This window comes from Cryptosporangium japonicum, from assembly GCF_039524755.1.
Lineage (GTDB): Bacteria > Actinomycetota > Actinomycetes > Mycobacteriales > Cryptosporangiaceae > Cryptosporangium > Cryptosporangium japonicum.
Genome location: NZ_BAAAGX010000046.1, coordinates 479,569 through 502,834 on the forward strand (window position 1 = coordinate 479,569; position 23,266 = coordinate 502,834).

The window sequence follows — 23,266 nt, forward strand, 5'->3', positions numbered from 1 at the left end:
GCGAGGCGGGCCTTCGAGCGGCTCAGTACCAGCCCGTGGACTGCGAGTGCGACCACGCGCCGCACGGCGTCGAGTACCGGCCCTTGATGTACCCCAGGCCCCAGCGGATCTGGGTGGCGGGGTTGGTCCGGTAGTCACTGGCGACCGACGCCATCTTGCTCGCGGGCAGCGCCTGCGGGATGCCGAACGCACCCGACGAGGGGTTCGTGGCCCCTTCCCGCCAGTTGCTCTCCTTGTCCCACAGCTTCTCCAGGCAGCTCATCTGGCTGGTGGCGAAGCCGAACTCACCCAGCAACGAGCAACCGGTCTTCTTGTTGCCGCTGTAGGAACCGCAGTCCGCCGGCCCCTCGGGCACCGGGTCACCGCTGCTGCCGCCCGACGAGGACGACGACGACGAGGAGGACGACGACGAGGGGGCCGCTGCGGCCTTCCGCGCCTCGCTCCGGGACGCACGCTGGTCCGAAGCCCGCTCGGCCTGCTCGGCCGCCGACTTCTGGGCCGCCGCCGCCTTGTCCGTGGCGCGCGACTTGGCCGCGTCGACCGCCTGGTCCTGTTCCTGCTGCGCCTGCTGCTGCGCGGCCTGCTGTTCCTGCGCCGCGGCCGCGTCCGCGGAGGCGTCCACCGGCGCGTCGCCGACCGGCGCGTCGGCCTGCAGTTCTTCCTTGACCTGGACGGTGTCCGGCTCGGCGTCGTTGAGCACCGTCACCGCGACGCCGATCGCCGCGGAGAAGACGAGCACCAGGACCGCGGCGATCCGCAGCACCAGATGCTTGCGCGGTAGCGACCGCTTGTCCGCCGGGGGCACGTCGACGGCAAAGTCCGGGGTCTCGTCAGTGGGGCGACGCTGTTCCGGAAGCTGCGGTTCGACAAGCCCGCGGTCGGAGTTCCCGCGGTCGTAGTTCCCGCGGTCGTAGTCCTCGCGGTCGGGGATCGGCCGGTGCGGAACACCGGCGGCGGCACGCAGTGCGTCCGCGTCCCAGGCGCTGCCTTCGCCGCGCCGGGGGGTGGTACCGGCCCACCAGTCGACCGGAGTCGCGCCGGTGGGTACCTCGTACGAACCGAGGTCTTCGAAGGATTCCGAACGCCGCCGACGTGGCTTCCAGTCGGCCGGCCGCTCGTACACGTGTTGCGTGGCGTCGGCGTCATCGTGCGAGTGCCGACCCCGTCTGGGTAACTCGGGGGTTTCTCGGTCGTCGAGATATGTCATCCTCGGCGACCCGTCTCCCGCCTGCCGTCCCGGTCGACCGCGATCGATCCGGCCCTCCCGGCACCGGCCAGAAGGGAAACTCCCGGCGCTGTCGTCTGGGTCGCACCCGGCAGCGCTGTATTCATGAGCACCTCTCGCGTCAGGTCGCGCCTCGGGCCCCATCTGCCCGAGAGCTCGTCCGTCGCCCCTTGCACACTTCGACCGAACGTACCTGGGCTCCTGACGCGCACCCCGCCGCTGTGGCCATCGCTATACGTCTCTTACTGCTGGCTTAACAGTCCGTGTCGAGACGTCGTCAACTTCATGCGTTAGCGCCCGGTTTCGGGCCGGCGGCCGGGGCGATGAGTGACCTGCCTCACCACAAAAACGGGCTCCCCGCGGTGCGGGGAGCCCGGGAAAGCCATCAGACCGATCAGGCGCGCGGCCCGCCCGCGACGTAGATGACCTGCCCCGAAACGAACGAGGCATCGTCGCTGACCAGGAACGACACGACCCCGGCGATGTCCTCCGGCTGCCCCGGCCGGCCGACCGGGATCTGCGACGCCGCCGCCTTGATGAAGTCGTCGAACGGCACCCCGACGCGCTCCGCGGTGGCCGCGGTCATGTCGGTCTGGATGAAGCCGGGCGCGATCGCGTTCGCGGTGACGCCGTAGCGGCCGAGCTCGATCGCCAGCGTCTTCGTGAAGCCCTGCAGGCCGGCCTTCGCGGTGGAGTAGTTGGCCTGGCCGCGGTTGCCCAGCGCGGAGGTCGACGACAGGTTCACGATCCGGCCCCACTTGGCCTCGACCTGGAACTTCTGCACGGCCCGCGACATCAGGAACGCACCGCGCAGGTGCACGCCCATGACCGCGTCCCAGTCGCTGTCGGACATCTTGAAGATGAGGTTGTCACGCAGGATGCCGGCGTTGTTCACCAGCACGGTCGGTGCACCCAGGCCGTCGACGACCTGCTGGATGCCCGCCGTCACCGCGTCGGAATCGCTGACGTCGGCGCCCACGGCGATGGCCGTGCCACCGGCGGTGGTGATCGTGTCGACCGTGTCCTTACAGGCGTCCGCGTCGAGATCGACGACGCCCACCGCGAAGCCGTCCCGGGCCAGGCGGACCGCGGTGGCGGCACCGATCCCCCGCGCCGCACCCGTCACGATGGCAACTCGCTGCGAACCGCTCACGTCTCCTCCTTGAAACCAGTCAGGCCTGACCGTCACCTTACCGACGAGTACCCGCAGCAAATCGGGGCTATGGCGCGCGCCATAGCCCCGATTTGTCGATCACACCTCAGTGCGGCAGATCCTCGAGCATCTCGGTGACGAGAGCCGCGATCGGCGAGCGCTCCGAACGCGTGAGCGTCACGTGCGCGAACAGCGGGTGGCCCTTGAGGGTCTCCACCACGGCCGCCACCCCGTCGTGTCGCCCGACCCGCAGGTTGTCCCGCTGGGCCACGTCGTGCGTGAGCACCACCCGCGAGTTCGCCCCCACCCGGGACAGCACGGTCAGCAGCACGCCCCGCTCCAACGACTGCGCCTCGTCGACGATCACGAACGCGTCGTGCAGCGACCGGCCGCGGATGTGCGTCAGCGGCAGCACCTCGAGCAGCCCGCGCCCCATGACCTCCTCGACGACCTGGTCGCTGACCAGCGCGCCGAGCGTGTCGAAGACCGCCTGGCCCCAGGGGCTCATCTTCTCGGCCTCGCTGCCCGGCAGGTAGCCGAGTTCCTGGCCGCCCACGGCGTAGAGCGGGCGGAACACCACGACCTTCTTGTGGGCGCGCCGCTCCATCACCTGCTCCAGGCCCGCGCAGAGCGCCAGCGCCGACTTGCCGGTACCGGCCCGGCCGCCGAGCGAGACGATGCCGACCTCGTCGTCGAGCAGGACGTCGAGCGCGACGCGCTGCTCGGCCGAGCGGCCGTGCAGGCCGAACGCGTCCCGGTCGCCGCGGACGAGGCGCACGGTCTTGTCGGGGCGGACGCGGGCCAGCGCCGACCCACGGCCGGAGTGCAGCACCAGACCGGTGTGGCAGGGCAGGCCCTGCGCCGCCGCCAGATCGATCGTCTCCTCGCCGTAGAGGCGGGCCATCTCCTCGTCGCTGATGTCGAGGTCGACCATGCCGGTCCACGGCCGCTCGGCCACCGACACCATCTCGGCGCGGTACTCGTCGGCGTTCAGGCCCACGGCCCCGGCCTTGACCCGCAGCGGCACGTCCTTGGTCACCAGGACGACGTCCGCGCCGTCGGCGGCCAGGTTCAGCGCGACCGCGAGGATACGGGCGTCGTTGGTCTCGGTACGGAACCCGACCGGCAGGTTGTTCGTCGAGACGTGGTTCAGCTCGATGCGCAGCATTCCGCCGGCCTCGTTCACCGGCACCGGCACGTCCAGCCGGCCGTGACGAACCCGCAGGTCGTCGAGCATGCGCAGCGTCTGCCGCGCGAACCAGCCCAGCTCCGGGTGGTGCCGCTTGCCCTCGAGCTCGGTGATGACGACGAGCGGAAGGACTACCTCGTGCTCAGCGAACCGCCCGAGCGCGCCCGGGTCGGAGAGCAGCACCGAGGTGTCGAGAACGTAGACCTTGTCCGCTGGGTGGCCCTCCGCACGCGGCGCCCGCTCACGGGATGCCCCTCGGTGGGCGCTCGGCGTCGGGGACTCCGATCCGGACGGTGCCTCCACGGGCGCGACGACCTCGTCAGGAACGAAGTCGCTTTCTGGGGTACGACGATCGGACATGAGGTGCTCCTGGTCCCGTGGACGCGCACCCGTGCGCCCACTGGCTCGCCGGATCCGGTACCCGCCCCACGGGGCCGGGTGCCGGCCCCGCGACGAAGACAACCGATCGAGGTTTCAACGCCTGGGCCTCCCGGGTGGGATCGAGAACCCCACCGACACCAAAGCTACGCCGTCCGCACGGATTCCGCGTTCGTATCGCCCAGATCCGCCGTACCAGTGTGTGAACATCACGTAACCGGACAGGGTGTGAAGCGGTCAGACGCCGAACCGCCGATTGCGCCGTGCGTAGTCCCGGAGCGCACGCAGGAAGTCGGTGCGACGGAAGTCGGGCCAGTGCGCGTCGCAGAAGTAGAACTCCGAGTGGGCGCTCTGCCAGAGCAGGAAACCGGAGAGCCGTTGCTCCCCCGACGTGCGGATGACCAGGTCGGGGTCGGGCTGCCCCTTGGTGTAGAGGTGTTCGGCGATGTGATCGACGTCGATCACCTCGGCCAGTTCCTCGATGCGGGTGCCGAGGCCGGCGTGCTCGTGCAGCAGCGACCGCACCGCGTCGGCGATCTCGCGCCGGCCGCCGTAACCGACCGCGATGTTCACCGACATACCGGTCTTGCCGTGCGTGCGCTCGGCGGCGTCCTTCAGCACCCGGGCGGTGTCGGACGGCAACAGGTCCAGCGCGCCCACCATGCGCAGGCGCCAGGGTTGGACGTCGGCCGCCAGATCGGTGGCGACCCCTTCGATGATGCGCAGAAGCGGCGCGAGCTCGCTCTCCGGACGGGTCAGGTTGTCGGTGGAGAGAAGCCACAGCGTCACGACCTCGACGCCCTGGTCGGCACACCAGCCGAGGACGTTCTCGATCTTCCGGGCACCGACGTGGTGCCCTTCGTTCGGGTCGTCGAACCCGGCCTCGCGGGCCCAGCGCCGATTGCCGTCGAGGATCACCCCGACGTGCCGAGGGCGCGGTTTTCCGGTCAGCTCGCGGACCAGCCGCCGCTCGTAAAGGGAGTAGATGACATCCCGAACAGCCACCCCGGCAGGGTACGCCTCAGAACGGGGCACTTGGAACGGTCCGGTCGGCCGAGGCCGACCGGACCACACTGCTAACTACTGCACGCCCAGTTTCGTCTTCAGCACGTCGAGTTCCGACCACAGCACGCCGGGAAGCTTGTCACCGAACTTCTCGAACCATTCGGTGACCTGCGGGATTTCGGCCTTCCACTCCTCCGGGTCGACGGCGAGCGCCGCCGCCACCTGCTCCTCGGTGAGGGCCAGGCCGGTGACGTCGAGCGCACCCGGCGCCGGCACGTGCCCGATCGGCGTGTCCACCGCGTCGGCCTTGCCCTGGATCCGCTCGACGACCCACTTCAGCACCCGGCTGTTCTCGCCGAATCCCGGCCAGAGGAAGCCACCGTCGGCGTCGCGCCGGAACCAGTTCACGTAGAAGATCTTCGGGAGCTTGGAGGCGTCGCCGGTCGGGCCGCCCTTGCCCATCTCGATCCAGTGGCGGAAGTAGTCGCCGCCGTTGTAGCCGATGAACGGCAGCATCGCCATCGGGTCACGACGCACGACCCCGACCGCGCCCGCGGCCGCCGCCGTGGTCTCCGAGGACAGCGTGGCCCCGAGGTAAACGCCGTGGTTCCAGTCGCGGGCCTCGCTCACCAGCGGGATCGTCGTCTTGCGGCGACCGCCGAAGAGGATCGCCGAGATCGGCACACCCTTCGGGTCCTCCCACTCCGGCGCGATGATCGGGCACTGGCCGGCCGGCGTGCAGAACCGGGAGTTGGGGTGCGACGAGGGCTCGTCCGACGCCGGCGTCCAGTCGCGACCCTTCCAGTCGGTCAGGTGCGCGGGGGGCTGCTCGGTCATGCCCTCCCACCACACGTCGCCGTCGTCGGTGAGCGCGACGTTGGTGAAGAGCGAGTTGCCGCGGTCGATCGTCCGCATGGCGTTGGCGTTGGTGTGCCAGCCGGTGCCGGGCGCGACGCCGAAGAAGCCGAACTCGGGGTTGAGCGCGTAGAGGCGGCCGTCCTCGCCGAAGCGCATCCAGGCGATGTCGTCGCCGAGCACCTCGACCTTCCAGCCGGGGATCGTCGGCTCGAGCATCGCGAGGTTGGTCTTGCCGCACGCCGACGGGAACGCGGCGGCGATGTAGTTCACGTCGCCCTGCGGGTCGGTGAGCTTGAGGATCAGCATGTGCTCGGCGAGCCAGCCCTCGTCGCGCGCCATCACGCTGGCGATCCGCAGCGAGAAGCACTTCTTGCCGAGCAGCGAGTTGCCGCCGTACCCGGAGCCGTAGCTCCAGATCGTGCGCTCCTCGGGGAACTGCACGATGTACTTCTCCGGGTTGCACGGCCAGGCCACGTCCTCCTGGCCCGGCTCGAGCGGCGCGCCGATCGAGTGCAGTGCCGGCACGAACGTCGCGTCGTCGCCCATCTTCGCCAGCACGTCAGCGCCCATCCGCGTCATGATCCGCATGCTGGTGACGACGTACGCCGAGTCGGTGATCTCCACCCCGAACATCGGGTCGGCGGCGGTGAGCGGGCCCATGCAGAACGGGATGACGTACATGGTGCGGCCCCGCATGCACCCCCGGTACAGGCCGGTCATGATCGTCTTCATCTCGGCCGGGTCCATCCAGTTGTTGGTGGGACCGGCGTCGTTCGGGTCTACCGAACAGATGAAGGTGCGCTCCTCGACCCGCGCGACGTCCGACGGATCGGTGCGGGCCCAGAACGAGTTCGGTTTCTTCTTCGGATCGAGGCGGACGAGCGTGCCGCCGTCGACCAGCTCGTCGGTCAGGCGAACCCACTCTTCCTCGGATCCGTCGACCCACACGACCCGTTCGGGAGTGGTGAGCTCGGCGGTTTTACGCACCCAGGTGAGCAGTCCCTCGTGAGAGGTCGGGGCATCGGCCAGGCCGGGAATCGCGGTGGGGGCTGACATCGGATCACTCCTCGGATGGGCGTATTCGATGTCCCCCGAAAACACGAATAGACCGCTCGGCGGCGGGTTCGGTCGGGGGGTTTCCAACCACCCTAGACCCGGCACTACGGGCTGGAGCGCGTCCGCATTGTGAGAACTCGCATAGGGAACGATTCAGTCGCGCAAGCCCATGAGCAGTTGGTTCACCGTTCCGAAGCCGAGGTTTCATCAGCTTTGACGCATGCACAGCGTGCGCTCACGCCAACCAAACCTACGGTGGCGTAACCTCGAAGGCGTGCCAAGCGATGAGAGTCTGAAAACGGACAACCTCGCGGCTGCGGGAGTGACGGTCACGGACGTCGCAGAGGAGACGGCCGACGGTTCGCCGATCCTGCTGAGCCGCGATCCCCTGGGTCGGCCGCGCATGCGTGGTTGGCTGCACGTCTACGCGTTCGGCGTCGCCGCGGTCTGCGGCATCGTGCTCTGCAGCATCGCCGCCGCCCGGCCGGGCTGGTCCTACTTCTACGGGTGTCTCGTCTACAGCCTCACGGTGTGCGGGCTGTTCGGTACGAGCGCGCTGTACCACCGCAAGATCTGGGGTCCGCGGGGCTACGCCACGATGAAGCGTCTCGACCATTCGATGATCTTCATTTTCATCGCCGGGACCTACACGCCCTTCTGTTTGTTCCTGCTGGAACCACCGAAAGCCGACTGGCTGCTGGCCGTCGTCTGGATCGGTGCCGCGGCGGGCGTCGCTTTAAAGATGGTGTGGCCGAAGGCGCCGAAGTGGCTGGGAACGCCGCTCTACATCGCGCTCGGCTGGATCGCGGTTCTGGTGCTGCCGGAGATCGGGCACGCGAGTGTCACCGCGCTGGTGCTGCTCGCCGTCGGGGGCGTGATCTATTCGGTCGGCGCGGTGTTCTACGCCGTCGGCTGGCCGAATCCGTGGCCGCGCACCTTCGGCCACCACGAGTTCTTCCACGCCTGCACGCTGGTGGCCGCGGTCTGCCACCACATCGCGATCTACTTCGCGGTCTTCGCCTGAATTCTGTCGGGATTGAACAGAAGGCCGACCCTGCTCGAGGGTCGCCCTTCTGTTTACTACCAATTTCGACGCCAAGCGCCGCCACATCACCGGTGCGGTGAGTTATCCCTCAACGCGTGGTCCGGCTACTCGGTGTCCGAGCCGGCCGGTGGCCCGTCGGCGTCTCCCGACGCGCCGGCATCCGGCCCGGCGGCGCGGACCCGGTCGACCTCGCTCATCGCCGACCGGAGCTGGTCGAGCCAGTCGTCGGCGTTGCGCCCGACGAGACGCACGCACCACGACAGCGCATCCGACCGGGACCGGGCCACGCCGGCGTCGACGAGCGTGTCGAGCACCTGGCGCTCGGGCTGACGCAGCCGGGTCATTACCGGGGCCGAATGGGTGGTGAACAGCTCACGCGTTCCGCCGGCCACGGCACCCCAGGAGACCTTGCGGCCGTAGCGGTGCTCACCCTCGCGGGCGACCCGGATCCGTGCGTCGCGGGTCTCCTCCCGGAACCGCGCGATCAGGCCGGCTTCGTGCCCGGCCTTGTCGGCGTCCGACGCGTCCGACGCGTGCTGGATCGGCAGCGTGCCGACGACCAGGATCTCGTCGCGGTCGACCTGTACCTCCGGGGCGCCGGTGAACCACCCGGTGGGCAGGCGCCCGGCGAACCAGGCGGGTGCGTCCTCGGCCGGGGGGAGGTCGGCCTGCTGCCAGCCGCCTGATCGCCCGAACCCTCGTCCTTGTCCGCGCATCTCCGCCTCCTTCAAGCGTTGCACTGATTACAGCATTACACGCTCACGTGATTGCGGCCAGAGCGCGCTGGATTCCGCTTGAATGAGTGAGGCCTCACTCATATGATGGCGGGCATGACACCTTCGGAACGCCGACGCGCGTCGGCACTCAGTCCGGAACAGCGCCGCGAGACGATCGTGCGCGCCGCCCTTCCGCTCGTCGCCGAGCGCGGTGCCGCGGTGACCACGGCCGAGGTCGCCCGGGCGGCCGGAATCGCGGAGGGCACGATCTTCCGGGTCTTCCCCGACAAGAACGCCCTGCTCGACGCGGTAGTGGTCGAGGTTCTGCGCCCGGATCACGTGATCGCCCAGCTCGAGTCGATCGACCTGGATCAGCCGCTGGCCGTGCGCCTCACCGAAGCGGGCGAAGCGCTCGCCGCCCACCTGATGCGCCTCGGCGCGGTGCTGGGCACCCTGCACGCCACCGGCCGCCCTCTCTCGCGTCATTCGGGCGAACCCACCGCACCCGCCACGCGTGGTACGGCTGGTACGCATGACCCTGCCGACACCGTGGGCACGACGGGCACCACCGGTGCTGTGGGTGCGGCTGCTAGCCGGGGTGTGGAGGACACGGGCGCGGAGTGCGCGGGGGCGGAAGGTGGCCCGGGCCCGGGTGCCGGTCCGGTGGGGTTCTTCGAGCGGGCCGACAGTGCTCGGGCCGCAGCGGCCCGGCGGGATCCCACGGGCGGGCGCAGCCTCGCCCGCGACGAGAGCCAAGCGGCGACGAACGCCGCGGTCGCCGAGCTCTTCGAGCCCGAACGCGAGCACCTGCGGATCGCCCCGGACGAGGCCGCGGGCATCTTCCTCAGCCTGCTGCTCGCGCGCGGCCGCCAACCCCGCCCCGCCGCCGACCTGGAGACCACTGTCGACGTCTTCCTCTACGGCGCCCTCGATGTCCCGGCCCCGGGATCGCGCTCATGAGCCGGGCGGCAACGCGTGCGCTCGCGGTGGTGGGCGCGACCCTCGCCGCACTGGCCGGCTGGGTGGTGATCGGCCCGATCGCCGGCGCCGACCTGGTGGTGGAGGGCAACAACGGCCGCACGATCACGGTGGGCGTCGGCCCGGTGATCGTCCTGTCGATGGCGGCCGGCCTCGTCGCCTGGGCGCTGCTCGCCCTGCTCGAGCGGTTCACCACCCGCGCACGCGCGATCTGGGTGGTGCTCGCCGTGATCGGTCTGCTGCTGAGCTTCGCCCCGCTCACCGGGTCGGACGCGAGCACCGGAACCCGCGCCGGCCTCGCCGCCCTGCACCTGGTGGTGGCCGCGGTGCTCATCCCCGTGCTGTGGCGTACCAGCACACCGCGCACCCGACAGCTCACCGGGCCCACGACGGTTTCCCGGGCCTACGACGCCCGGGATGAGCCCGAGAAGGCGTCGTAGGCCCGGGAACCGGTCAGCCGATGCGCACGGCCACCGACAGCGGCGTCTGCTCCGAGCCCTGGCCGAGCGGGTTGTCACCGAAGAGGTTCTCGAAGAACTCCTCCGGCCGGTCGGCGTCGCTGCCCAGCACGTTGCGCCCGATGTCGTTCGCGTCGATCACGACGACGCCGGCCAGCGTCTTGGCCAGCTGCGGCAACCCGGCTTCGGTGAGCGTCGCCGCGATCGTGGACTTCAGCTTCGACGCCACCCGGTCGGGATGCGCCGGCGCCAGCTTCGCGGACACGTTCGCCGGGTAGACCGAGTACTCCGTCGGGCCGTCGATGGCCCGCACGGAGTGCCCAGCCACCTGGTAGAAGAGACCGCGCTTGCCGACCGCCTTGCCCGCGGCACTGACCCCGGCCGCGAACAGGATGCGCGGCAGGCCGGCCTCCCGGATCGCCAGCTCCATCGTCCACGGGCTGCCGAGCCCGATGCCGTACGGCGTCTTCACGACGAACTTCGCCAGCGTGCGTGCCCACCAGGACGGCTCGATGTCCCAGATGAAGTACGACCGCCCCTGCGAGATCGCGATGATCTTCTCGCTGACCAGCAGGTACCACGGGCCGTTGAACGCGGCCAGGTACGACCCGTCGGCACGCACGTGGTCGATGAACTCGGAGACGTACCCGGTGATCCGGCGGGTGTAGTCGTCGCCGGACGTGAACAGCTCGGTGCGGATCGGGAAGCGCAGCCAGCGCTCCTTGTCGACGGTGATCTCGAGCTGCTTGTTGGCGTTGGCCTCGAGCGGGCCCTTGATGCGGACCGGCTCCTTCTCCTCGGGCTTCGGGTCGAGGAACTCCTGCGCCCACATCTCCACGCACCAGATGCGCCAGAACAGATCGGCGTCGTGGTTGCGGCCCTTGATGAAGTCCTCGAACGCGACCAGGACGTTTTGCTGGTGGAACCAGGGCCGGTTGACGAACGACTCGGCCAGGAACGTGCCGTAGATCCGGTTCTTCAGCCGCAACAACCAGTCCCGGACGGGCGCGGAGTGACGCACGTCACCGGGGGCACCGGCGGGCAGCGCGGACCGCAGCGAGGACCCGCCGTGCCCGGCGTCGGCGACCGGATTGGCGAACGGCGTGTCGATGCGGATGCCGAGCCGGGCCGCGTTGCGGTCGGCCGTGCGCCGCGCCTCGGCCAGCCGGGCGGAAGCCGGAACGACCGGACGCGGAGCAGGGGTGCCCTCGGCCGGCGCCGCGGCGCGTGACTGGGCCAGCGTCGGGGCGAGCAGCGTCGTCGGCGCGACCTCCTTGCGTGGCTTCTTGCCGGTGGTCTCGACCGTCAGGCCGTACGCGGCGATCGCGCCCACCGGGTCGAGCAACGAATCGGCGCCGCCCTCCCGCGCCGTCTTCGCGACCGCGTACTGCACGTACTCGCCGAGGTCGGCGACCGGCTCGCCCTGCACGCGGAGGAACTGCGCCAGGTCGGACGCCAGCGTGTCGGCGTTCACCCGGACGGAGTGGACGGTGGCGCCGAGCGACGCCGACACCGCACCGACGTACATGTCCTCGGTGGTGTCCATCGGGGCGAAGCTGGCCGAGAAGTACGCCGAGGGCGGGATGCCCGGCGTGGTCTTCGCGGTGGCGGCGAGCGCCGCGCCGGGCAGGCCCAGACCGAGCCGGACGGCGGGCCGGTGGCTCGCCGCGAGCGCGTTGCGTGCGGCGGCCAGACCGTCGACCGGTGGCGTCACCGCGTCGATCGAGCGGGTGGACGCGCCGCTGCCGTCGACGATCAGCGCCTGACCGGCCGGGAGGCGCCGGATACCGGCGAAGAACGTGGCTTCGCCGTCCTCCCCGCCGCCGGTGAGCACGAACTCGACGACCCGCTCGGTGTCGGGCGCCGAGGAGACCAGACCGGCCTCGACGAGCGCGGCCGGCTCGGACGCGAACGCGAGCCCGTCCACCCCGGCCGCGGCCGGCGCGTAGTAGAGCGGAGCACCGGCCGCCACCAGCACCAGGGCCTCACGCCGCGGGTCGAGCAACGCCGCGGTCCACGGCGTCGGCAGCGTGGCCAGCAGCTCCACTCCCCCGGACGCGTACCGGTCGGCGACGGCGGCCGGGTCGACCCCCGCGGCCACGACGACCGTGCCGTCCCGGTCGGTGGCGCCCGCCGTCACGTCCGGCGCGGACCGGACGACCAGCCCGATCCGCCCGGCCTCGGCGCGATTCTCGGCCGGGCCGCGGTGCGCGAGCGCCGCCCCCAGGGCGACCAGCGCGGATTGCCCGGCGGCCTGACCAGCCGCTCCGTAGTACCCCGCGATGCCACCCGGCTGGTAACCGACGGCCGGGGTGCCCGCCTGGGACGTTGCCGCGCCGCCGTCCGTCTCCGTCACACCCATGAAAGCCGCCCACTCCTGTCTTCGCCGAGTCCCGCCGATCGTAGCGAGCCGGTCCGACCGGCCCGCGCGGCCCGCTACCGCAGCTGCTCGGCCAGCGGACCCGGTTCGGTGGTGGGCAGGTCACAGACGAAACCGCGGCAGACGTACGCAGCCGGTTCGCCGCCGACGAGCGGGCGATCGGCCAGCAGCGGCACACCCTCGGCGTCGGGAGGACCGGCCACGACGACGGTGCCGGGCGACGTCGCGCGCCAGGCGACCGCGCGCAGTGCGTCGGCCTCGGCTCCGGAGCCGACGACCGCGACCTGCAGCGGACCGGCGACCGCGGCCTCGCCGACCGCGCACGCCCAGCCGGCGAAACGCGCGAACCGCTCCGCGACCGGGGCCATCTTCGCGAGCGCACCCTCGGCGGCCTCGCGGTGGCGGACCGACGCGGTGAGCGCGGCGTAGGTGAGCAGGGCACCGGCCACTGCGGACGAGCCGGACGGGGTCGCGTTGTCGGTGGGGTCCTGCGGGCGGCGGATGAGTGTCTCGGCGTCGTCGGCGGTGTCGTAGAAGCCGCCGGAGCCGTCGGCGAACCGCGTCAGCGCGGTCTCGAGCAGCTCACCCGCCGACGCCAGCCACCGCGCCTCGCCGGTGACCTGGTGCAACGCCAGGAAGCCCTCGGCGACGTCGCCGTAGTCCTCCAGGACGCCGGCGTGCTCGCCGACGCGCCCGTCGCGCGAGGTGCGCCGCAGCCGGCCGTCGACCAGGTGCACACGCAGCAGCAGCTCGGCGGCCTCGACCGCGGCGTCGACCGCGCTGCGGTCGGCGCACAGCTCGCCGTACTCGGCCAGCGCCGCGATCGCCAGACCGTTCCAGGCCGCGACGACCTTGTCGTCCCGGGCGGGCTGCGGGCGTTCGTCCCGCGCGGTGAGCAGCCGCTCCCGCAGTTTCGCCCAGCGCGCCGGGTCGTCGGGGTCCTGCCGGAGCTGCAGGACGCTCGTGCCGTGCTCGAACGTGCCCTCGTCGGTGACGCCGAGCAGCTCCCGTGCCCACACCCCGTCGCTCTCGCCGAGGGTCTGGATCAGCTGCTCCGGCGTCCAGGCGTAGGTGAGGCCTTCGACGCCCTCGGTGTCGGCGTCGAGCGCCGAGGCGAAGCCGCCCTCCGGGGTGCGCAGGTCACGCCGGAGGAACTCGGCGGTCTCGCCGGCGACGCGACGGGCCAGCGGATCACCGGTGGTGCGCCACAGGTGCAGGTAGACGCGGAGCAGCAGCGCGTTGTCGTAGAGCATCTTCTCGAAGTGCGGCACGGTCCAGGTGGCGTCGACCGCGTACCGGGCGAACCCGCCGCCGAGCTGGTCGTACATGCCGCCGCGGGCCATCGCCGAGCAGGTCTCGCTCACCATGCGCAACGAATCGTCGCTGCGGGTGCGGGCGTGGTGGCGGAGCAGGAACTCCAGTCCCATCGACGGCGGGAACTTCGGCGCGCCCCCGAAGCCCTTGTCGACCGGGTCGTAGTCACGCTGGAACGTCTGCGCCGCGGAATCGAGCTTCGCCGCGTCGAGCGGGTGACCGGGGCCGAGCGAGCCACCGGTGAGTGCCTCGACGACGTTGCGGCCCTGCGCGATCGCCTCCCCGCGCTGGTTGGCCCAGGCCTGCGCGACCGCGACGACCAGCCGCTGGAAGTGCGCTTTCGGGAAGTACGTCCCGCAGAAGAACGGCGCGCCGTCGGGCGTGGCGAACACGGTCATCGGCCAGCCACCCTGGCCGGTCATGGCCTGGGTGGCCTCCATGTAGACCGCGTCGACGTCGGGCCGCTCCTCCCGGTCGACCTTGATCGGCACCGTGTACTGGTTGATCAGCGCGGCGGTCTCGTCGTCCTCGAACGACTCGTGCGCCATCACGTGACACCAGTGGCAGGCCGCGTAGCCGACCGAGAGCAGCACCGGAACGTCCCGCCGTTTCGCCTCCGCGAACGCCTCGGTCGACCAGGGCCACCAATCGACCGGGTTGTCGGCATGTTGAACGAGGTAGGGCGAGGTCGCGTCACCGAGCCGGTTCATGGTTCGTAGCCTGCCACGCCCGACCGACACGAAACGTTCCGCGAGCGCGTGCGAGTCGTTGACCGACCCCTACGAAGGGAGTTTGCGGGCCACCGCGCCGTAGGCCTCGATCGTGGGTGGCTCGGTGTCCTCGGGGCGCCAGTGGGTGATCTGGACCAGGCCGGGGTCGATCAGCTGCAGGCCGTCGAAGGCCGTCGCCAGCGTCGAAGGGCTGCGTAGGACGTACGGGACACCGCCGCTCTCGGCGAGCCGCCGGGCGCCTTCGACCACCTCCGGCGTGGTGTTCGTGCCGTCCCAGAGCACCAGGTAGCTGTCGGGCTCGAACGGGGCCAGCGTGCGGCTGACGATCGAGCGGGACACCTGGTCGTCGGGCTCGTAGCCGAGGACCCCCATGAACATCACGGCGACCGGCTGACGGAAGTCGAGCACCTCCGCCGCCGCGGCCAGGATGGCCTCGGGGTCGTGGTAGTCGGCCTGGACGAACGTCGCCGCGCCCTCGAGCGGCGTGTTGGCGACCATCGGGTCGATGTCGACGTAGACGACCTTCGCGTCGGGGGCCACCTCGTGGGTGTTCTGCATGACCGGCAACCCGGTGCCGATGTCGAGGAACTGCCGGATCCCGGCTTCGTTCGCCAGGTAGCGCACCGCGCGGGTCAGGAAACCGCGGGAGTACTGCGCCATCCGGACGATCTCCGGGTACACCTGCGCGACCGCGTCACCGGCGGCCCGGTCGGCGGGGAAGTTGTCGGTCCCGCCCATCCAGTAGTTCCAGATCCGTGCGGCGTGCGGGTGATCGGTGTCGAAGTCCTCAGTGGAGAGCGCCATGAGGCGTTTCTACAAGAGCGGGCAGCCCGAAGACGCCGAATAGGCGGTTGTCGAAGAAACGGGTGATGCCGCGGACCCGCCTCGCCGCTGGTGTCGGCCGTTCGTGCGGGCTCAGAGCACGTCGGCGAGCTGAGCACGCTGGTCGGGGTCGGCGAGGGCGGAGCCCAGGGCCACCACGGCGGTGCCCGCGTCGAGGAACGCCGGGACGTCGCTCACCGAGAGGCCGCCGGTGGCGACGAACCGGACGTCGGGGAACGGGCCGTGCAGGGCCGAGATCCAGCCCGGGCCGAGCGCGCCGGCCGGGAACGCCTTGAGCCAGCGGCAGCCGGCGGCCACCGCGAGCCCCACCTCGCTCGCGGTGCCGACGCCGGGCAGGTGCGGTAGCCCGGCGTGCAGGCTCGCGGCGAGCACGGTGAGGTCGAGGCCGGGCGCGACCGTGTAGCGCGCGCCGGCGTCGGCCGCCGCCCGGGCCGCGTCGGGCGTCACGACGGTGCCGGCGCCGACGATCAGCCCGCGCTCGGCGGCGGCGGCCGCGACGTGACGCAGCGCGTCCAGCCCGTGCGGCCGGGCCAGCGGAATCTCCAGCACGGTGACCCCGGCGTCCCAGAGCCGCGTCGCCAGCGACAGGGTCTCCGCCGGCGGCAGTCCCCGCAGGATCGCCATGATCCGCGCGTCGCCCACGATCTCGTCAAAAGTCATCGAACCCCTCCAGTACCGCCACGTCTCCGGTCACCCGCAGCGCCGCGCCCGCGACCCGGTGCCCCAGCCGGAGGCGCTCGGCCTCCGGAGCGTCACGCAGCAGGCCGAGCAGGTACCCGGCCGCGAACGCGTCACCCGCGCCGACCGGTTCCACGACGTCGACCACCGGCGCGGGCACGAACTCCGAATCCGAGTACGCCCCCACCGCGCCGTCCTTCACGATCACCCGGCCCGGCTCCGGCAGGAGCTTCCGCACGTCCGCGGCCGTGCGCACGCCCCAGAGCGTCTGCGCTTCGTCCAGGCCGACGAAGACGACGTCGGCGCGGCGAGCCAGCTCGGCCAGCACCGGGGCGGCCTGCTCCACCGACCAGAGCCCCGGCCGGTAGTTCACGTCGAAACTGGTGAAACCCGTCCCGAGCGCCGCCTCGACGAGCCGGGCGCACGACGGCGAGAGCGCGGGCGTGATGCCGCTCAGATGCACCACCCGGGCGGCCGGCAGCGTCAACGGTCCGAGCCGGGAAGCCGCCGACCCGGCCCGGTAGTAGTGCACGGTCGTGCCCGCGGCCCCCGGGTCCTTGAAGAACACCCCGGTCGGCGCGTCCGGGTCCACCACGACGAACGACACGTCGACGCCGTACGACCCGATCCGGGACCGCACCAGCGAGCCGAGCGGGTCGGCCCCGACCGCGCTCACCCAGGTCACCCGTGCGCCGAGCTGCGCCAGGTACGAGGCGACGGTGGACTCGGCCCCGGCCACGTCGAGCCGCATCGGGCCGCCGGCAGCCAGCGGGCCGGGCGGGTCCGGCGTCACCAGCGCCATCGACTCGCCCACGCACACCACGTCGAAACTCATGCCGACACCGTCAGCCGCCACTCGCACGTCCCCGAATCCGGAACCACCGCGGTGTCCCCCTCCGCCCGGTCGAACACCCGGCCCAGCATCGGCTCGACCCCGATCGACCGGTACGGATCCCCTGCCGGCCATCCTCGCAAGTTCCGCCAGAGCGCGACGGAGGTGGGCTGCCCGTCGGCCTCCACCCGGAAGCGCAGCGACGAGCCGTCGACCACCCGCACGGAGGAACACGCGAGGATCGCGCCGAGCGCGGTGCCGTCGTCCGGTCCGAGACGATCCAGCCCGGCGGGCCACTCCACGGTCCGGACCGGGTCGTAGAGCCGGGTCGGCGTCCCGGCCGGTGCCACCAACCGGGCGTCGGTCGACACGTCGAGCAGCGCGTGAGCCGCCCAGACGAACCGGTACCCCGGCGAGGCCGACAACCGGTAGTCCACCTCCACCGCGTCCCCCACCGGCCGGAAGGCCCGGCGGAGCTCGAAGTCGGGCGTCACGACGCCGGAAGCCGACCAGGGCCGCGACCACACCGCACCGTGGTCCGGCTCGCCGCGCACGGTGGGGCAGCATTCCTCCAGCCCGCCGGCGTCCACGAACTCGGAGCCCGGCGAGAACCGGGCGGGGTCGTCCCGGAACCAGAGCCATTCGCGGCCCTCCACCCGCAGCGAGGTCCAGCGCCCGCCGTGGGCCAGGTCCACCGAAACGCTCACCACTCCGCGAACGACCCGTCGTCGTGCCGCCAGACCGGGTTCCGCCAGGCGTGGCCGGACCGGTCGGCCTTCCGCACCGCCGCCTCGTCGACGGTGATGCCGAGCCCGGGCGACTCCAGCCGGGCGATGTGCCCGTCGACGATCCGCAGCGGCTCCGGGTCGGCGACGTAGTCGAGCAGGTCCGCGCCGAGGTTGTAGTGGATGCCGATGCTCTGTTCCTGGATCAGGAAGTTCGACGTGCTCAGCGCCACCTGCAGGCTGGCGGCCAGCGACACCGGGCCGAGCGGGCAGTGCGGCGCGAGCAGCGCACCGTGCGTCTCCGCGAGCGACGCGATCCGACGCACCTCGGAGATGCCGCCGGCGTGCGAGAGGTCGGGCTGCACGACGCTGATCCCGGCGCGCAGCGCGGGCAGGAAGTCACTGCGGTGGTACAGCCGCTCACCGGTGGCCAGCGGCGAGACGGAGAGCGCCACCAGTTCCGGCAGCCGGTCACCGTGTTCGGGCAGCAACGGCTCCTCGATCAGCAGCGGGTGCAGCGGTGCGAGCGCGGGCAGCAGCATCCGCGCGGCCGGGAACGTCGCCCGGCCGTGCAGGTCGACGGCCAGGTCCCGGTCGTCACCGAGCGCTTCACGCACCGCGCCGACCCGTGCGACGACCGCGTTCAGCTCGGCGCGCGTCGGCACCGGGGAGAGCACGCCGCTCGCGTTCATCTTCACCGCGGTCATCCCGGCTTCGACGTGCGCGCTCACCGCGTCGGTGAGTTCGCCCGGCTCGTCGCCGCCCACCCAGGCGTACACCCGGACGCGGTCGCGCACCGCGCCGCCGAGCAGCGCGTGCACCGGGGCGTCGTAGGCCTTACCGGCGATGTCCCAGAGGGCCTGGTCGATGCCGGCGACCGCGCTGGAGAGCACCGGGCCGCCGCGGTAGAAGCCGCCCTTGGTCAGCACCTGCCAGTGCTGCTCGATGCGTAACGGATCCTCGCCGATCAGGTACTCGGCCAGCACGTCCACGGCGGCGCGCACCACCTCGGCGCGGCCTTCGACGACCGGCTCGCCCCAGCCCACCAGACCCTGGTCGGTGGAGATGCGGCAGAACAGCCAGCGGGGCGGAACGAGGAACGTCTCGACCCTATCGATTTTCATCGGCGAGCCTCGCTACGTCCTCGACGGCCTGCTCCAGCAGCCGGCCCATGGCCCTGGCCGCGCCGGCCGCGTCGTGCCGCCGGATCGCGTCCACCACCGCCCGGTGGCTGGGTACCGGATCGCCGGGCCCGGCGCCGTGCACCATCCGGTCGCGCTCGGCCAGCCCGGTCTCGATCAGTACTTCCATGCGTTGCAGCAGCTCGTTGTGGGTGGCGGCGAGCAGCGCGCGGTGGAACGCGAGGTCGGCGTCGACGGCCGCGCCGATGTCGTCGCCGGCCGAGGCCATCGCGGCGAGTGCGGCGTCGAGCGCTTCGACGTCGGAGTCCGTGGCTCGTTCGGCCGCGAGCCCGGCAGCACCGGGCTCGACGATCGACCGCAGCTCGTGCAGGTCGCTGAAGAGGCCCGGCCGGACCGCACGGGAGAACTGCCAGCGCAGCACGTCGGGGTCGAGCAGGCTCCAGTCGTCCCGCGGACGCACGAACGTCCCGCGTTTCGGGCGGGCGTCGACCAGGCCTTTCGCCGCGAGCACACGCATCGCCTCACGCAGCGCGGTGAGGCTGACGTCGAGTTCCGACTGCAGCGCGGTGATGTCGAGCGTGGCGCCCTCGGCGAACTGTCCGGTGAGGATGCGCTGGGCCAGCACCTCCACCGTCTGACCGTGCACGCCACGCGTCCCGTAGTGCTGCATGCGTCCCCTTGTCACGACGACTGCCGAGTGGCAGTCCAGCCACCGTCGACGACCAGCGTGGTGCCGGTGACGAACCCGGCCTCGTCGGAGGCCAGGAACGCCACCGCGGCCGCCACGTCGTCGGGGCTACCCAATCGACCGGCGATCGTGGCCTCGGCGCTGCGCGCTCTGTCCACTTCGGCGATGTCGGCCCAGGCGTCCGTGAGGATCGGCCCCGGAAGCACCGTGTTGACCCGCAGCGCCGGACCGTACTCGACCGCGAGCTGCCGGCCGAGCGAAACCAGCGCACCTTTGGCGGCCGCGTAGGCCGGGCGCCCCGGCAGGCCCACCAGCGCGTGCACCGAGGAGATCAGCACGGCGGAGCGCAGCCCCGGGAGCAACGCCCGCACGCCGAGGAACGTGCCGGTCAGCGACACGGCCAGCTGCCGGTCCCAGGATTCGCGGCTCGTCTCGTGCGCCGGAGCGACGTCCACCGAGTAGGCGTTGCTGACGAGCACGTCGACCGGACCGTACTCGGAACCGACACGTCCCCAGGCGGCTTCGTCGGCGGCGTCCGCGATCAGTGCGTGCGCACGCCCGCCGTCGGCCCGGATCTTCTCCGCGACGCTGTCCGCGGGCCGGACATCGGTGAGCACGACCACCGCGCCCTCGGCCGCGAGCCGGACCGCGCACGCGGCGCCGATGCCACCCGCCGCACCGGTCACCACGGCCGTCCGACCTGCGAATCGTTCGCTCATCCGGGCGCCTCCGAGGCAACTAACCATTAATTACGAAGATATATTGACAGCCCCGTGAAGCCCGTGCAACCGTTCCGCAACGCGATGTCACAGCTGACTCTCGTCCCCCCGGAGGGTTCACATGACCACCACTCGACGCGGCTTCCTCGCGGGCCTCGGCGGACTCGGAGCGGCGGCTGCCCTGGGCGGCTGCGCCACCGGTAGCGACTCCAGCGGTGGTGGCAGCTCCACCACGCTGACGCTCCAGAACTCGCAGTCCGACGCCGACCCGAAGGCCGCGCTCACGCAGGTCGTCAACGGCTACACGAAGCAGAAAGTCACCCTGAACACGATCGCGATCGAGACGTTCCGGGCGCAGCTGCCGACGTACCTCAACTCGGCGAACCCGCCGGACGTCCTCACCTGGTACGCGGGCTCGGTCGCCCGCGACTACGCGAAGAAGGGCTTCCTGCTCGACCTCTCGGAGCTCTGGACCGGCGACGGCGCCTGCGCGAAGTTCTCGCCCGCGCTCAAGGAGCTGTCCACCGCCGAGGACGGCAAGCAGATCTTCGTGCCGACGAACTACTACTGGTGGGGCGTCTTCTACAAGAAGTCCGCGTTCGCCGAGTGGGGCGTCCAGCCGCCGACCACGTGGGACGAGTTCATCGCGGTCTGCAAGACGATCAAGAGCAAAGGCGCCTACCCGCTGACGATGGGCACCGGCTCGACCGCGTGGGTGGCCTCCGGCTGGTTCGACTACCTCAACCTCCGGATCAACGGGGCGAAGTTCCACCGCGAGCTGCTGGCCGGCCAGCACAGCTTCGACGGGCCCGAGGTCAAGCAGGTCATGGACTACTACCGGCAACTGATCGAGTACATCGACCCCAAGGGCCGCTCGTACTCCTACCAGGACGCCGTGACGCCGCTGGTCAACAAGAAGGCCGGCATGTACCTGCTCGGGGCGTTCATCACGAGCTCGGTGCCGCAGGGCGGCGTCGACGACATCGACTTCTTCCGGGTGCCGTCGATCAACACCAGCGTCCCGGTCGCCGAGGAAGCCCCGACCGACGGGTACTTCGCCGCCGCCAAGACCCGGAACAAGCAGGGCACGCTGGACCTGCTGTCCTACCTGGCCGGTGCGAAGCAGCAGCAGGCGTTCATCGAGCGGGCGAAGTCGTCGAACCTGCCGACGTCCGGTGACGTCGACACCACGAAGTTCTCCCCGCTGGTGCAGAAGGGCATCAAGCACCTCAACGAGACCGAGGAGATCACGCAGTTCTTCAACCGCGACTCCAGTGACGAACTGCAGACCACGGCCGACACCGCGCTGACGAAGTTCCTCGACAAGCCCGGCGACGTCAACTCGATCCTCAAGGAGTGGCAGGCGTCCGCGAAGAAGGTCCTCGGGTCGTGACAGCGGTACGCCGGGTTCCCGCGATCGTCTGGGTCTTCCTCGCGGTGCCCGCGCTGGTCGAGATCGGCATGGTCTTCTGGCCGGCGCTCAACAGCTTCTACCTGTCGTTCACCACCTGGAACGGGCTGGGCGCCGCCCAGCCCGTCGGGCTGGAGAACTACCGGAACCTCTTCGACGACACGGTCTTCACCGGCGCGCTGAAGAACAACGTGATCTGGGCGATCGGGTTCGGCGGGCTGTCGGTACTGGGCGGGTTGGCGCTCGCGCTGGCGCTCAACCGGCCCCGGCGCGGCGTCGGGCTCTACCGCAGCGCGATCTATCTGCCGATGGTGTTCTCGCTCGCGGTGACCGGCCTGTTCTGGCGGGTGCAGTACCAGCCCGACGGGTCGATAAACACGCTGCTCGGCGCGATCGGCTTGGAGTCCTGGGAGAAGCAGTGGCTGGCCAACCCCGACACCGCGCTGTACGCGGTGCTGGTCGCCGCGGTCTGGCGCCAGGTCGGGTACGTGATGGTGCTGTACCTGGCCGGGCTCAAAGGCACCGATCCGACGTTGGACGACGCGTCCGCGGTGGACGGTGCGACCGCGTGGCAACGGTTCCGGTACGTCACCTGGCCGCAGTTGCGTGGCGTCAACACGGTGGTGTTCGCGGTGACCGTGATCGACTCGCTGCGGACGTTCGACATCGTCTGGGCGATGACCGCGGGCGGCCCGTACCACTCGTCCGAGCTGCTCAGCACGTACATGTTCCAGCAGGGCTTCAAGTTCCTGAACCTGGGTTACGCGTCCGCGATCGCCGTGGTGATCTTCCTGCTCGCGGTCGTCTTCATCATCACGTACCTGGTTCGGGCGACCCGCGAGGAGGCGACGGCATGACGGCGACACTGGTGGCCGCGCCGGCTTCGGCCCGGCCCACTCCGCCGCCGGCCCGCACACGTCGGCGCCGGGGCTGGGTGTTCCACGCGATCATGGCGCCGGTGACCTTGCTGTGGGTCGCGCCGATGGTGTTCGTGCTGGTGCTGGCGGTGCGCTCGTTCGACGACATCGCCGCGAACGGCACCGCCGCACTGCCGCACAGCTTCACGTTCGACGGCTTCGACACCGCGCTGGGCACCGGCGGGATGGCCCGGTCGCTGTGGACGAGCATCCAGATCACCGTGCCCGCCGTGATCATCACGCTGTGGCTGGCCTCGATGGCCGCGTACGCGCTGAGCCGGTTCGCGATCCCCGGCCGCCGGGCGATCCTGCTCACGATGCTGGCCGGGAACCTGCTGCCCCCGCAGATCCTGCTGATCCCGGTGTCCCGGATCACCGAGTCACTCGGGCTCTACGACACGCTGATCGGCCTGATCGCGATCCACGTCGGCTTCGGCCTGGGCTTCTACACGTTCGTGCTGTACGGGTTCATGCGGTCGCTGCCCGGTGAGCTCACCGAGGCCGCGCGCATCGACGGGGCCGGGCCGGTGCAGATCTACGCCCGGATCGTGATGCCGCTGTGCCGTCCGTCGCTCGCCGCGCTGGCCGCGTTGGCGACCACCTGGATCTTCAACGACCTGATCTGGGCGATCACGGTGCTGCGTACCGAGGCGAAACTGCCGGTCACCGCCGCGCTGCTGAACCTGCAGGGCGGTTACGTGAGCCAGTGGAACGTCGTCGCGGCGGCGTCGGTGCTGGCCGCGGTGCCGACCGCGATCGTGTTCTTCGCGTTCCAACGGCACTTCGTGTCGGGGCTGCTGGTGGGGGCGAACAAGTGAACAAGCT

General features: G+C 71.0%; 21 protein-coding genes. 6 read left to right on the forward strand and 15 right to left on the reverse strand.

All coding sequences use genetic code 11. The features are described 5' to 3' along the window. Positions 1-22: 22 nt before the first annotated feature. The 5 genes from ABD437_RS42620 to ABD437_RS42640 all read right to left on the reverse strand — a co-directional run bounded on the left by ABD437_RS42620 (position 23) and on the right by ABD437_RS42640 (position 6,864). Positions 23-1,123 (reverse strand): aggregation-promoting factor C-terminal-like domain-containing protein, encoded by a 1,101-nt coding sequence (locus ABD437_RS42620; protein WP_344654689.1) that lies wholly within the window; start codon positions 1,121-1,123, stop codon positions 23-25. A 496-nt stretch (positions 1,124-1,619) separates the two neighbouring features. Further along, positions 1,620-2,378, reverse strand: a complete 759-nt coding sequence (gene fabG, locus ABD437_RS42625; protein ID WP_344654690.1) for a 3-oxoacyl-ACP reductase FabG — start codon at positions 2,376-2,378, stop codon at positions 1,620-1,622. 106 nt (positions 2,379-2,484) lie between these two features. Next, complete coding sequence (phoH2, locus tag ABD437_RS42630) at positions 2,485-3,927, reverse strand: RNA 5'-3' helicase PhoH2 (RefSeq protein WP_344654691.1); 1,443 nt, start codon at positions 3,925-3,927, stop codon at positions 2,485-2,487. A gap of 255 nt (positions 3,928-4,182) precedes the next feature. After that, the gene (locus ABD437_RS42635; RefSeq protein WP_344654692.1) at positions 4,183-4,950 is read right to left on the reverse strand and encodes an isoprenyl transferase; all 768 of its coding nucleotides are present in this window, start codon (positions 4,948-4,950) and stop codon (positions 4,183-4,185) included. 75 nt (positions 4,951-5,025) lie between these two features. Beyond that, complete coding sequence (locus ABD437_RS42640; RefSeq protein WP_344654693.1) at positions 5,026-6,864, reverse strand: phosphoenolpyruvate carboxykinase (GTP); 1,839 nt, start codon at positions 6,862-6,864, stop codon at positions 5,026-5,028. A 403-nt stretch (positions 6,865-7,267) separates the two neighbouring features. Here ABD437_RS42640 and trhA point away from each other — a divergent pair, with 403 nt between their 5' ends. Next, positions 7,268-7,888, forward strand: a complete 621-nt coding sequence (gene trhA, locus ABD437_RS42645; protein WP_344654747.1) for a PAQR family membrane homeostasis protein TrhA — start codon at positions 7,268-7,270, stop codon at positions 7,886-7,888. Between the two features lie 125 nt (positions 7,889-8,013). Here the strand turns inward: trhA and ABD437_RS42650 are convergent, their stop codons facing one another. Further along, positions 8,014-8,625 carry a hypothetical protein gene (locus tag ABD437_RS42650; RefSeq protein WP_344654694.1) on the reverse strand — a complete coding sequence of 204 codons (612 nt, stop codon included), beginning with the start codon at positions 8,623-8,625 and terminating at the stop codon, positions 8,014-8,016. 114 nt (positions 8,626-8,739) lie between these two features. On the opposite strand from ABD437_RS42650, the gene ABD437_RS43235 reads away from it, so the two are divergent. After that, positions 8,740-9,585 (forward strand): TetR/AcrR family transcriptional regulator, encoded by an 846-nt coding sequence (locus ABD437_RS43235; protein WP_425558380.1) that lies wholly within the window; start codon positions 8,740-8,742, stop codon positions 9,583-9,585. After that, positions 9,582-10,043, forward strand: coding sequence for a DUF6069 family protein (locus tag ABD437_RS42660; RefSeq protein ID WP_344654695.1), 462 nt, complete (start codon positions 9,582-9,584; stop codon positions 10,041-10,043). The genes ABD437_RS43235 and ABD437_RS42660 overlap by 4 nt, the downstream gene beginning before the upstream one ends. A 13-nt stretch (positions 10,044-10,056) precedes the next feature. Here ABD437_RS42660 and ABD437_RS42665 read toward each other — a convergent pair whose 3' ends face one another. The 9 genes from ABD437_RS42665 to ABD437_RS42705 all read right to left on the reverse strand — a co-directional run bounded on the left by ABD437_RS42665 (position 10,057) and on the right by ABD437_RS42705 (position 20,113). Further along, the gene (locus ABD437_RS42665; protein WP_344654696.1) at positions 10,057-12,423 is read right to left on the reverse strand and encodes a hypothetical protein; all 2,367 of its coding nucleotides are present in this window, start codon (positions 12,421-12,423) and stop codon (positions 10,057-10,059) included. Between the two features lie 74 nt (positions 12,424-12,497). After that, the gene (locus ABD437_RS42670; RefSeq protein WP_344654697.1) at positions 12,498-14,465 is read right to left on the reverse strand and encodes a thioredoxin domain-containing protein; all 1,968 of its coding nucleotides are present in this window, start codon (positions 14,463-14,465) and stop codon (positions 12,498-12,500) included. 69 nt (positions 14,466-14,534) lie between these two features. Continuing rightward, positions 14,535-15,290, reverse strand: a complete 756-nt coding sequence (locus ABD437_RS42675) for an SAM-dependent methyltransferase (protein ID WP_344654698.1) — start codon at positions 15,288-15,290, stop codon at positions 14,535-14,537. 111 nt (positions 15,291-15,401) lie between these two features. After that, the gene (locus ABD437_RS42680; protein WP_344654699.1) at positions 15,402-15,989 is read right to left on the reverse strand and encodes a bifunctional 4-hydroxy-2-oxoglutarate aldolase/2-dehydro-3-deoxy-phosphogluconate aldolase; all 588 of its coding nucleotides are present in this window, start codon (positions 15,987-15,989) and stop codon (positions 15,402-15,404) included. Then, the gene (locus ABD437_RS42685) at positions 15,979-16,842 is read right to left on the reverse strand and encodes a sugar kinase (protein WP_344654700.1); all 864 of its coding nucleotides are present in this window, start codon (positions 16,840-16,842) and stop codon (positions 15,979-15,981) included. Before ABD437_RS42685 ends, ABD437_RS42680 begins: the two co-directional genes overlap by 11 nt. Then, positions 16,839-17,546 (reverse strand): hypothetical protein, encoded by a 708-nt coding sequence (locus tag ABD437_RS42690; RefSeq protein ID WP_425558381.1) that lies wholly within the window; start codon positions 17,544-17,546, stop codon positions 16,839-16,841. The genes ABD437_RS42685 and ABD437_RS42690 overlap by 4 nt, the downstream gene beginning before the upstream one ends. Next, the gene (dgoD, locus tag ABD437_RS42695; protein WP_344654702.1) at positions 17,543-18,688 is read right to left on the reverse strand and encodes a galactonate dehydratase; all 1,146 of its coding nucleotides are present in this window, start codon (positions 18,686-18,688) and stop codon (positions 17,543-17,545) included. Before dgoD ends, ABD437_RS42690 begins: the two co-directional genes overlap by 4 nt. Then, positions 18,675-19,376 carry a FadR/GntR family transcriptional regulator gene (locus ABD437_RS42700; RefSeq protein ID WP_344654703.1) on the reverse strand — a complete coding sequence of 234 codons (702 nt, stop codon included), beginning with the start codon at positions 19,374-19,376 and terminating at the stop codon, positions 18,675-18,677. The genes dgoD and ABD437_RS42700 overlap by 14 nt, the downstream gene beginning before the upstream one ends. 11 nt (positions 19,377-19,387) lie before the next feature. Then, positions 19,388-20,113 carry an SDR family NAD(P)-dependent oxidoreductase gene (locus ABD437_RS42705; RefSeq protein ID WP_344654704.1) on the reverse strand — a complete coding sequence of 242 codons (726 nt, stop codon included), beginning with the start codon at positions 20,111-20,113 and terminating at the stop codon, positions 19,388-19,390. Between the two features lie 121 nt (positions 20,114-20,234). Here ABD437_RS42705 and ABD437_RS42710 point away from each other — a divergent pair, with 121 nt between their 5' ends. The 3 genes from ABD437_RS42710 (at position 20,235) to ABD437_RS42720 (ending at position 23,259) form a co-directional block, all read left to right on the forward strand. Then, positions 20,235-21,506, forward strand: coding sequence for an ABC transporter substrate-binding protein (locus ABD437_RS42710; protein WP_344654705.1), 1,272 nt, complete (start codon positions 20,235-20,237; stop codon positions 21,504-21,506). Between the two features lie 68 nt (positions 21,507-21,574). Then, the gene (locus tag ABD437_RS42715; RefSeq protein WP_344654748.1) at positions 21,575-22,381 is read left to right on the forward strand and encodes a carbohydrate ABC transporter permease; all 807 of its coding nucleotides are present in this window, start codon (positions 21,575-21,577) and stop codon (positions 22,379-22,381) included. After that, entirely contained in the window at positions 22,378-23,259 is an 882-nt protein-coding gene (locus tag ABD437_RS42720; protein WP_425558382.1) for a carbohydrate ABC transporter permease, read from the forward strand. The genes ABD437_RS42715 and ABD437_RS42720 overlap by 4 nt, the downstream gene beginning before the upstream one ends. The last annotated feature ends 7 nt before the right edge of the window (positions 23,260-23,266 follow it).

Coding starts and splice junctions, on each gene's coding strand:
- dgoD (WP_344654702.1), bottom strand. CDS start 18,688: ATGAAAATCGATAGGGTCGAGACGTTCCTCGTTCCGCCCCGCTGGCTG.
- ABD437_RS42660 (WP_344654695.1), top strand. CDS start 9,582: ATGAGCCGGGCGGCAACGCGTGCGCTCGCGGTGGTGGGCGCGACCCTC.
- ABD437_RS42640 (WP_344654693.1), bottom strand. CDS start 6,864: ATGTCAGCCCCCACCGCGATTCCCGGCCTGGCCGATGCCCCGACCTCT.
- ABD437_RS42710 (WP_344654705.1), top strand. CDS start 20,235: ATGACCACCACTCGACGCGGCTTCCTCGCGGGCCTCGGCGGACTCGGA.
- ABD437_RS42650 (WP_344654694.1), bottom strand. CDS start 8,625: ATGCGCGGACAAGGACGAGGGTTCGGGCGATCAGGCGGCTGGCAGCAG.
- ABD437_RS42680 (WP_344654699.1), bottom strand. CDS start 15,989: ATGACTTTTGACGAGATCGTGGGCGACGCGCGGATCATGGCGATCCTG.
- ABD437_RS42705 (WP_344654704.1), bottom strand. CDS start 20,113: ATGAGCGAACGATTCGCAGGTCGGACGGCCGTGGTGACCGGTGCGGCG.
- ABD437_RS42720 (WP_425558382.1), top strand. CDS start 22,378: ATGACGGCGACACTGGTGGCCGCGCCGGCTTCGGCCCGGCCCACTCCG.
- ABD437_RS42670 (WP_344654697.1), bottom strand. CDS start 14,465: ATGAACCGGCTCGGTGACGCGACCTCGCCCTACCTCGTTCAACATGCC.
- phoH2 (WP_344654691.1), bottom strand. CDS start 3,927: ATGTCCGATCGTCGTACCCCAGAAAGCGACTTCGTTCCTGACGAGGTC.
- ABD437_RS42715 (WP_344654748.1), top strand. CDS start 21,575: ATGGTCTTCTGGCCGGCGCTCAACAGCTTCTACCTGTCGTTCACCACC.
- ABD437_RS42665 (WP_344654696.1), bottom strand. CDS start 12,423: ATGGGTGTGACGGAGACGGACGGCGGCGCGGCAACGTCCCAGGCGGGC.
- trhA (WP_344654747.1), top strand. CDS start 7,268: ATGCGTGGTTGGCTGCACGTCTACGCGTTCGGCGTCGCCGCGGTCTGC.
- ABD437_RS42700 (WP_344654703.1), bottom strand. CDS start 19,376: ATGCAGCACTACGGGACGCGTGGCGTGCACGGTCAGACGGTGGAGGTG.
- ABD437_RS42675 (WP_344654698.1), bottom strand. CDS start 15,290: ATGGCGCTCTCCACTGAGGACTTCGACACCGATCACCCGCACGCCGCA.
- ABD437_RS42685 (WP_344654700.1), bottom strand. CDS start 16,842: ATGAGTTTCGACGTGGTGTGCGTGGGCGAGTCGATGGCGCTGGTGACG.
- ABD437_RS43235 (WP_425558380.1), top strand. CDS start 8,740: ATGACACCTTCGGAACGCCGACGCGCGTCGGCACTCAGTCCGGAACAG.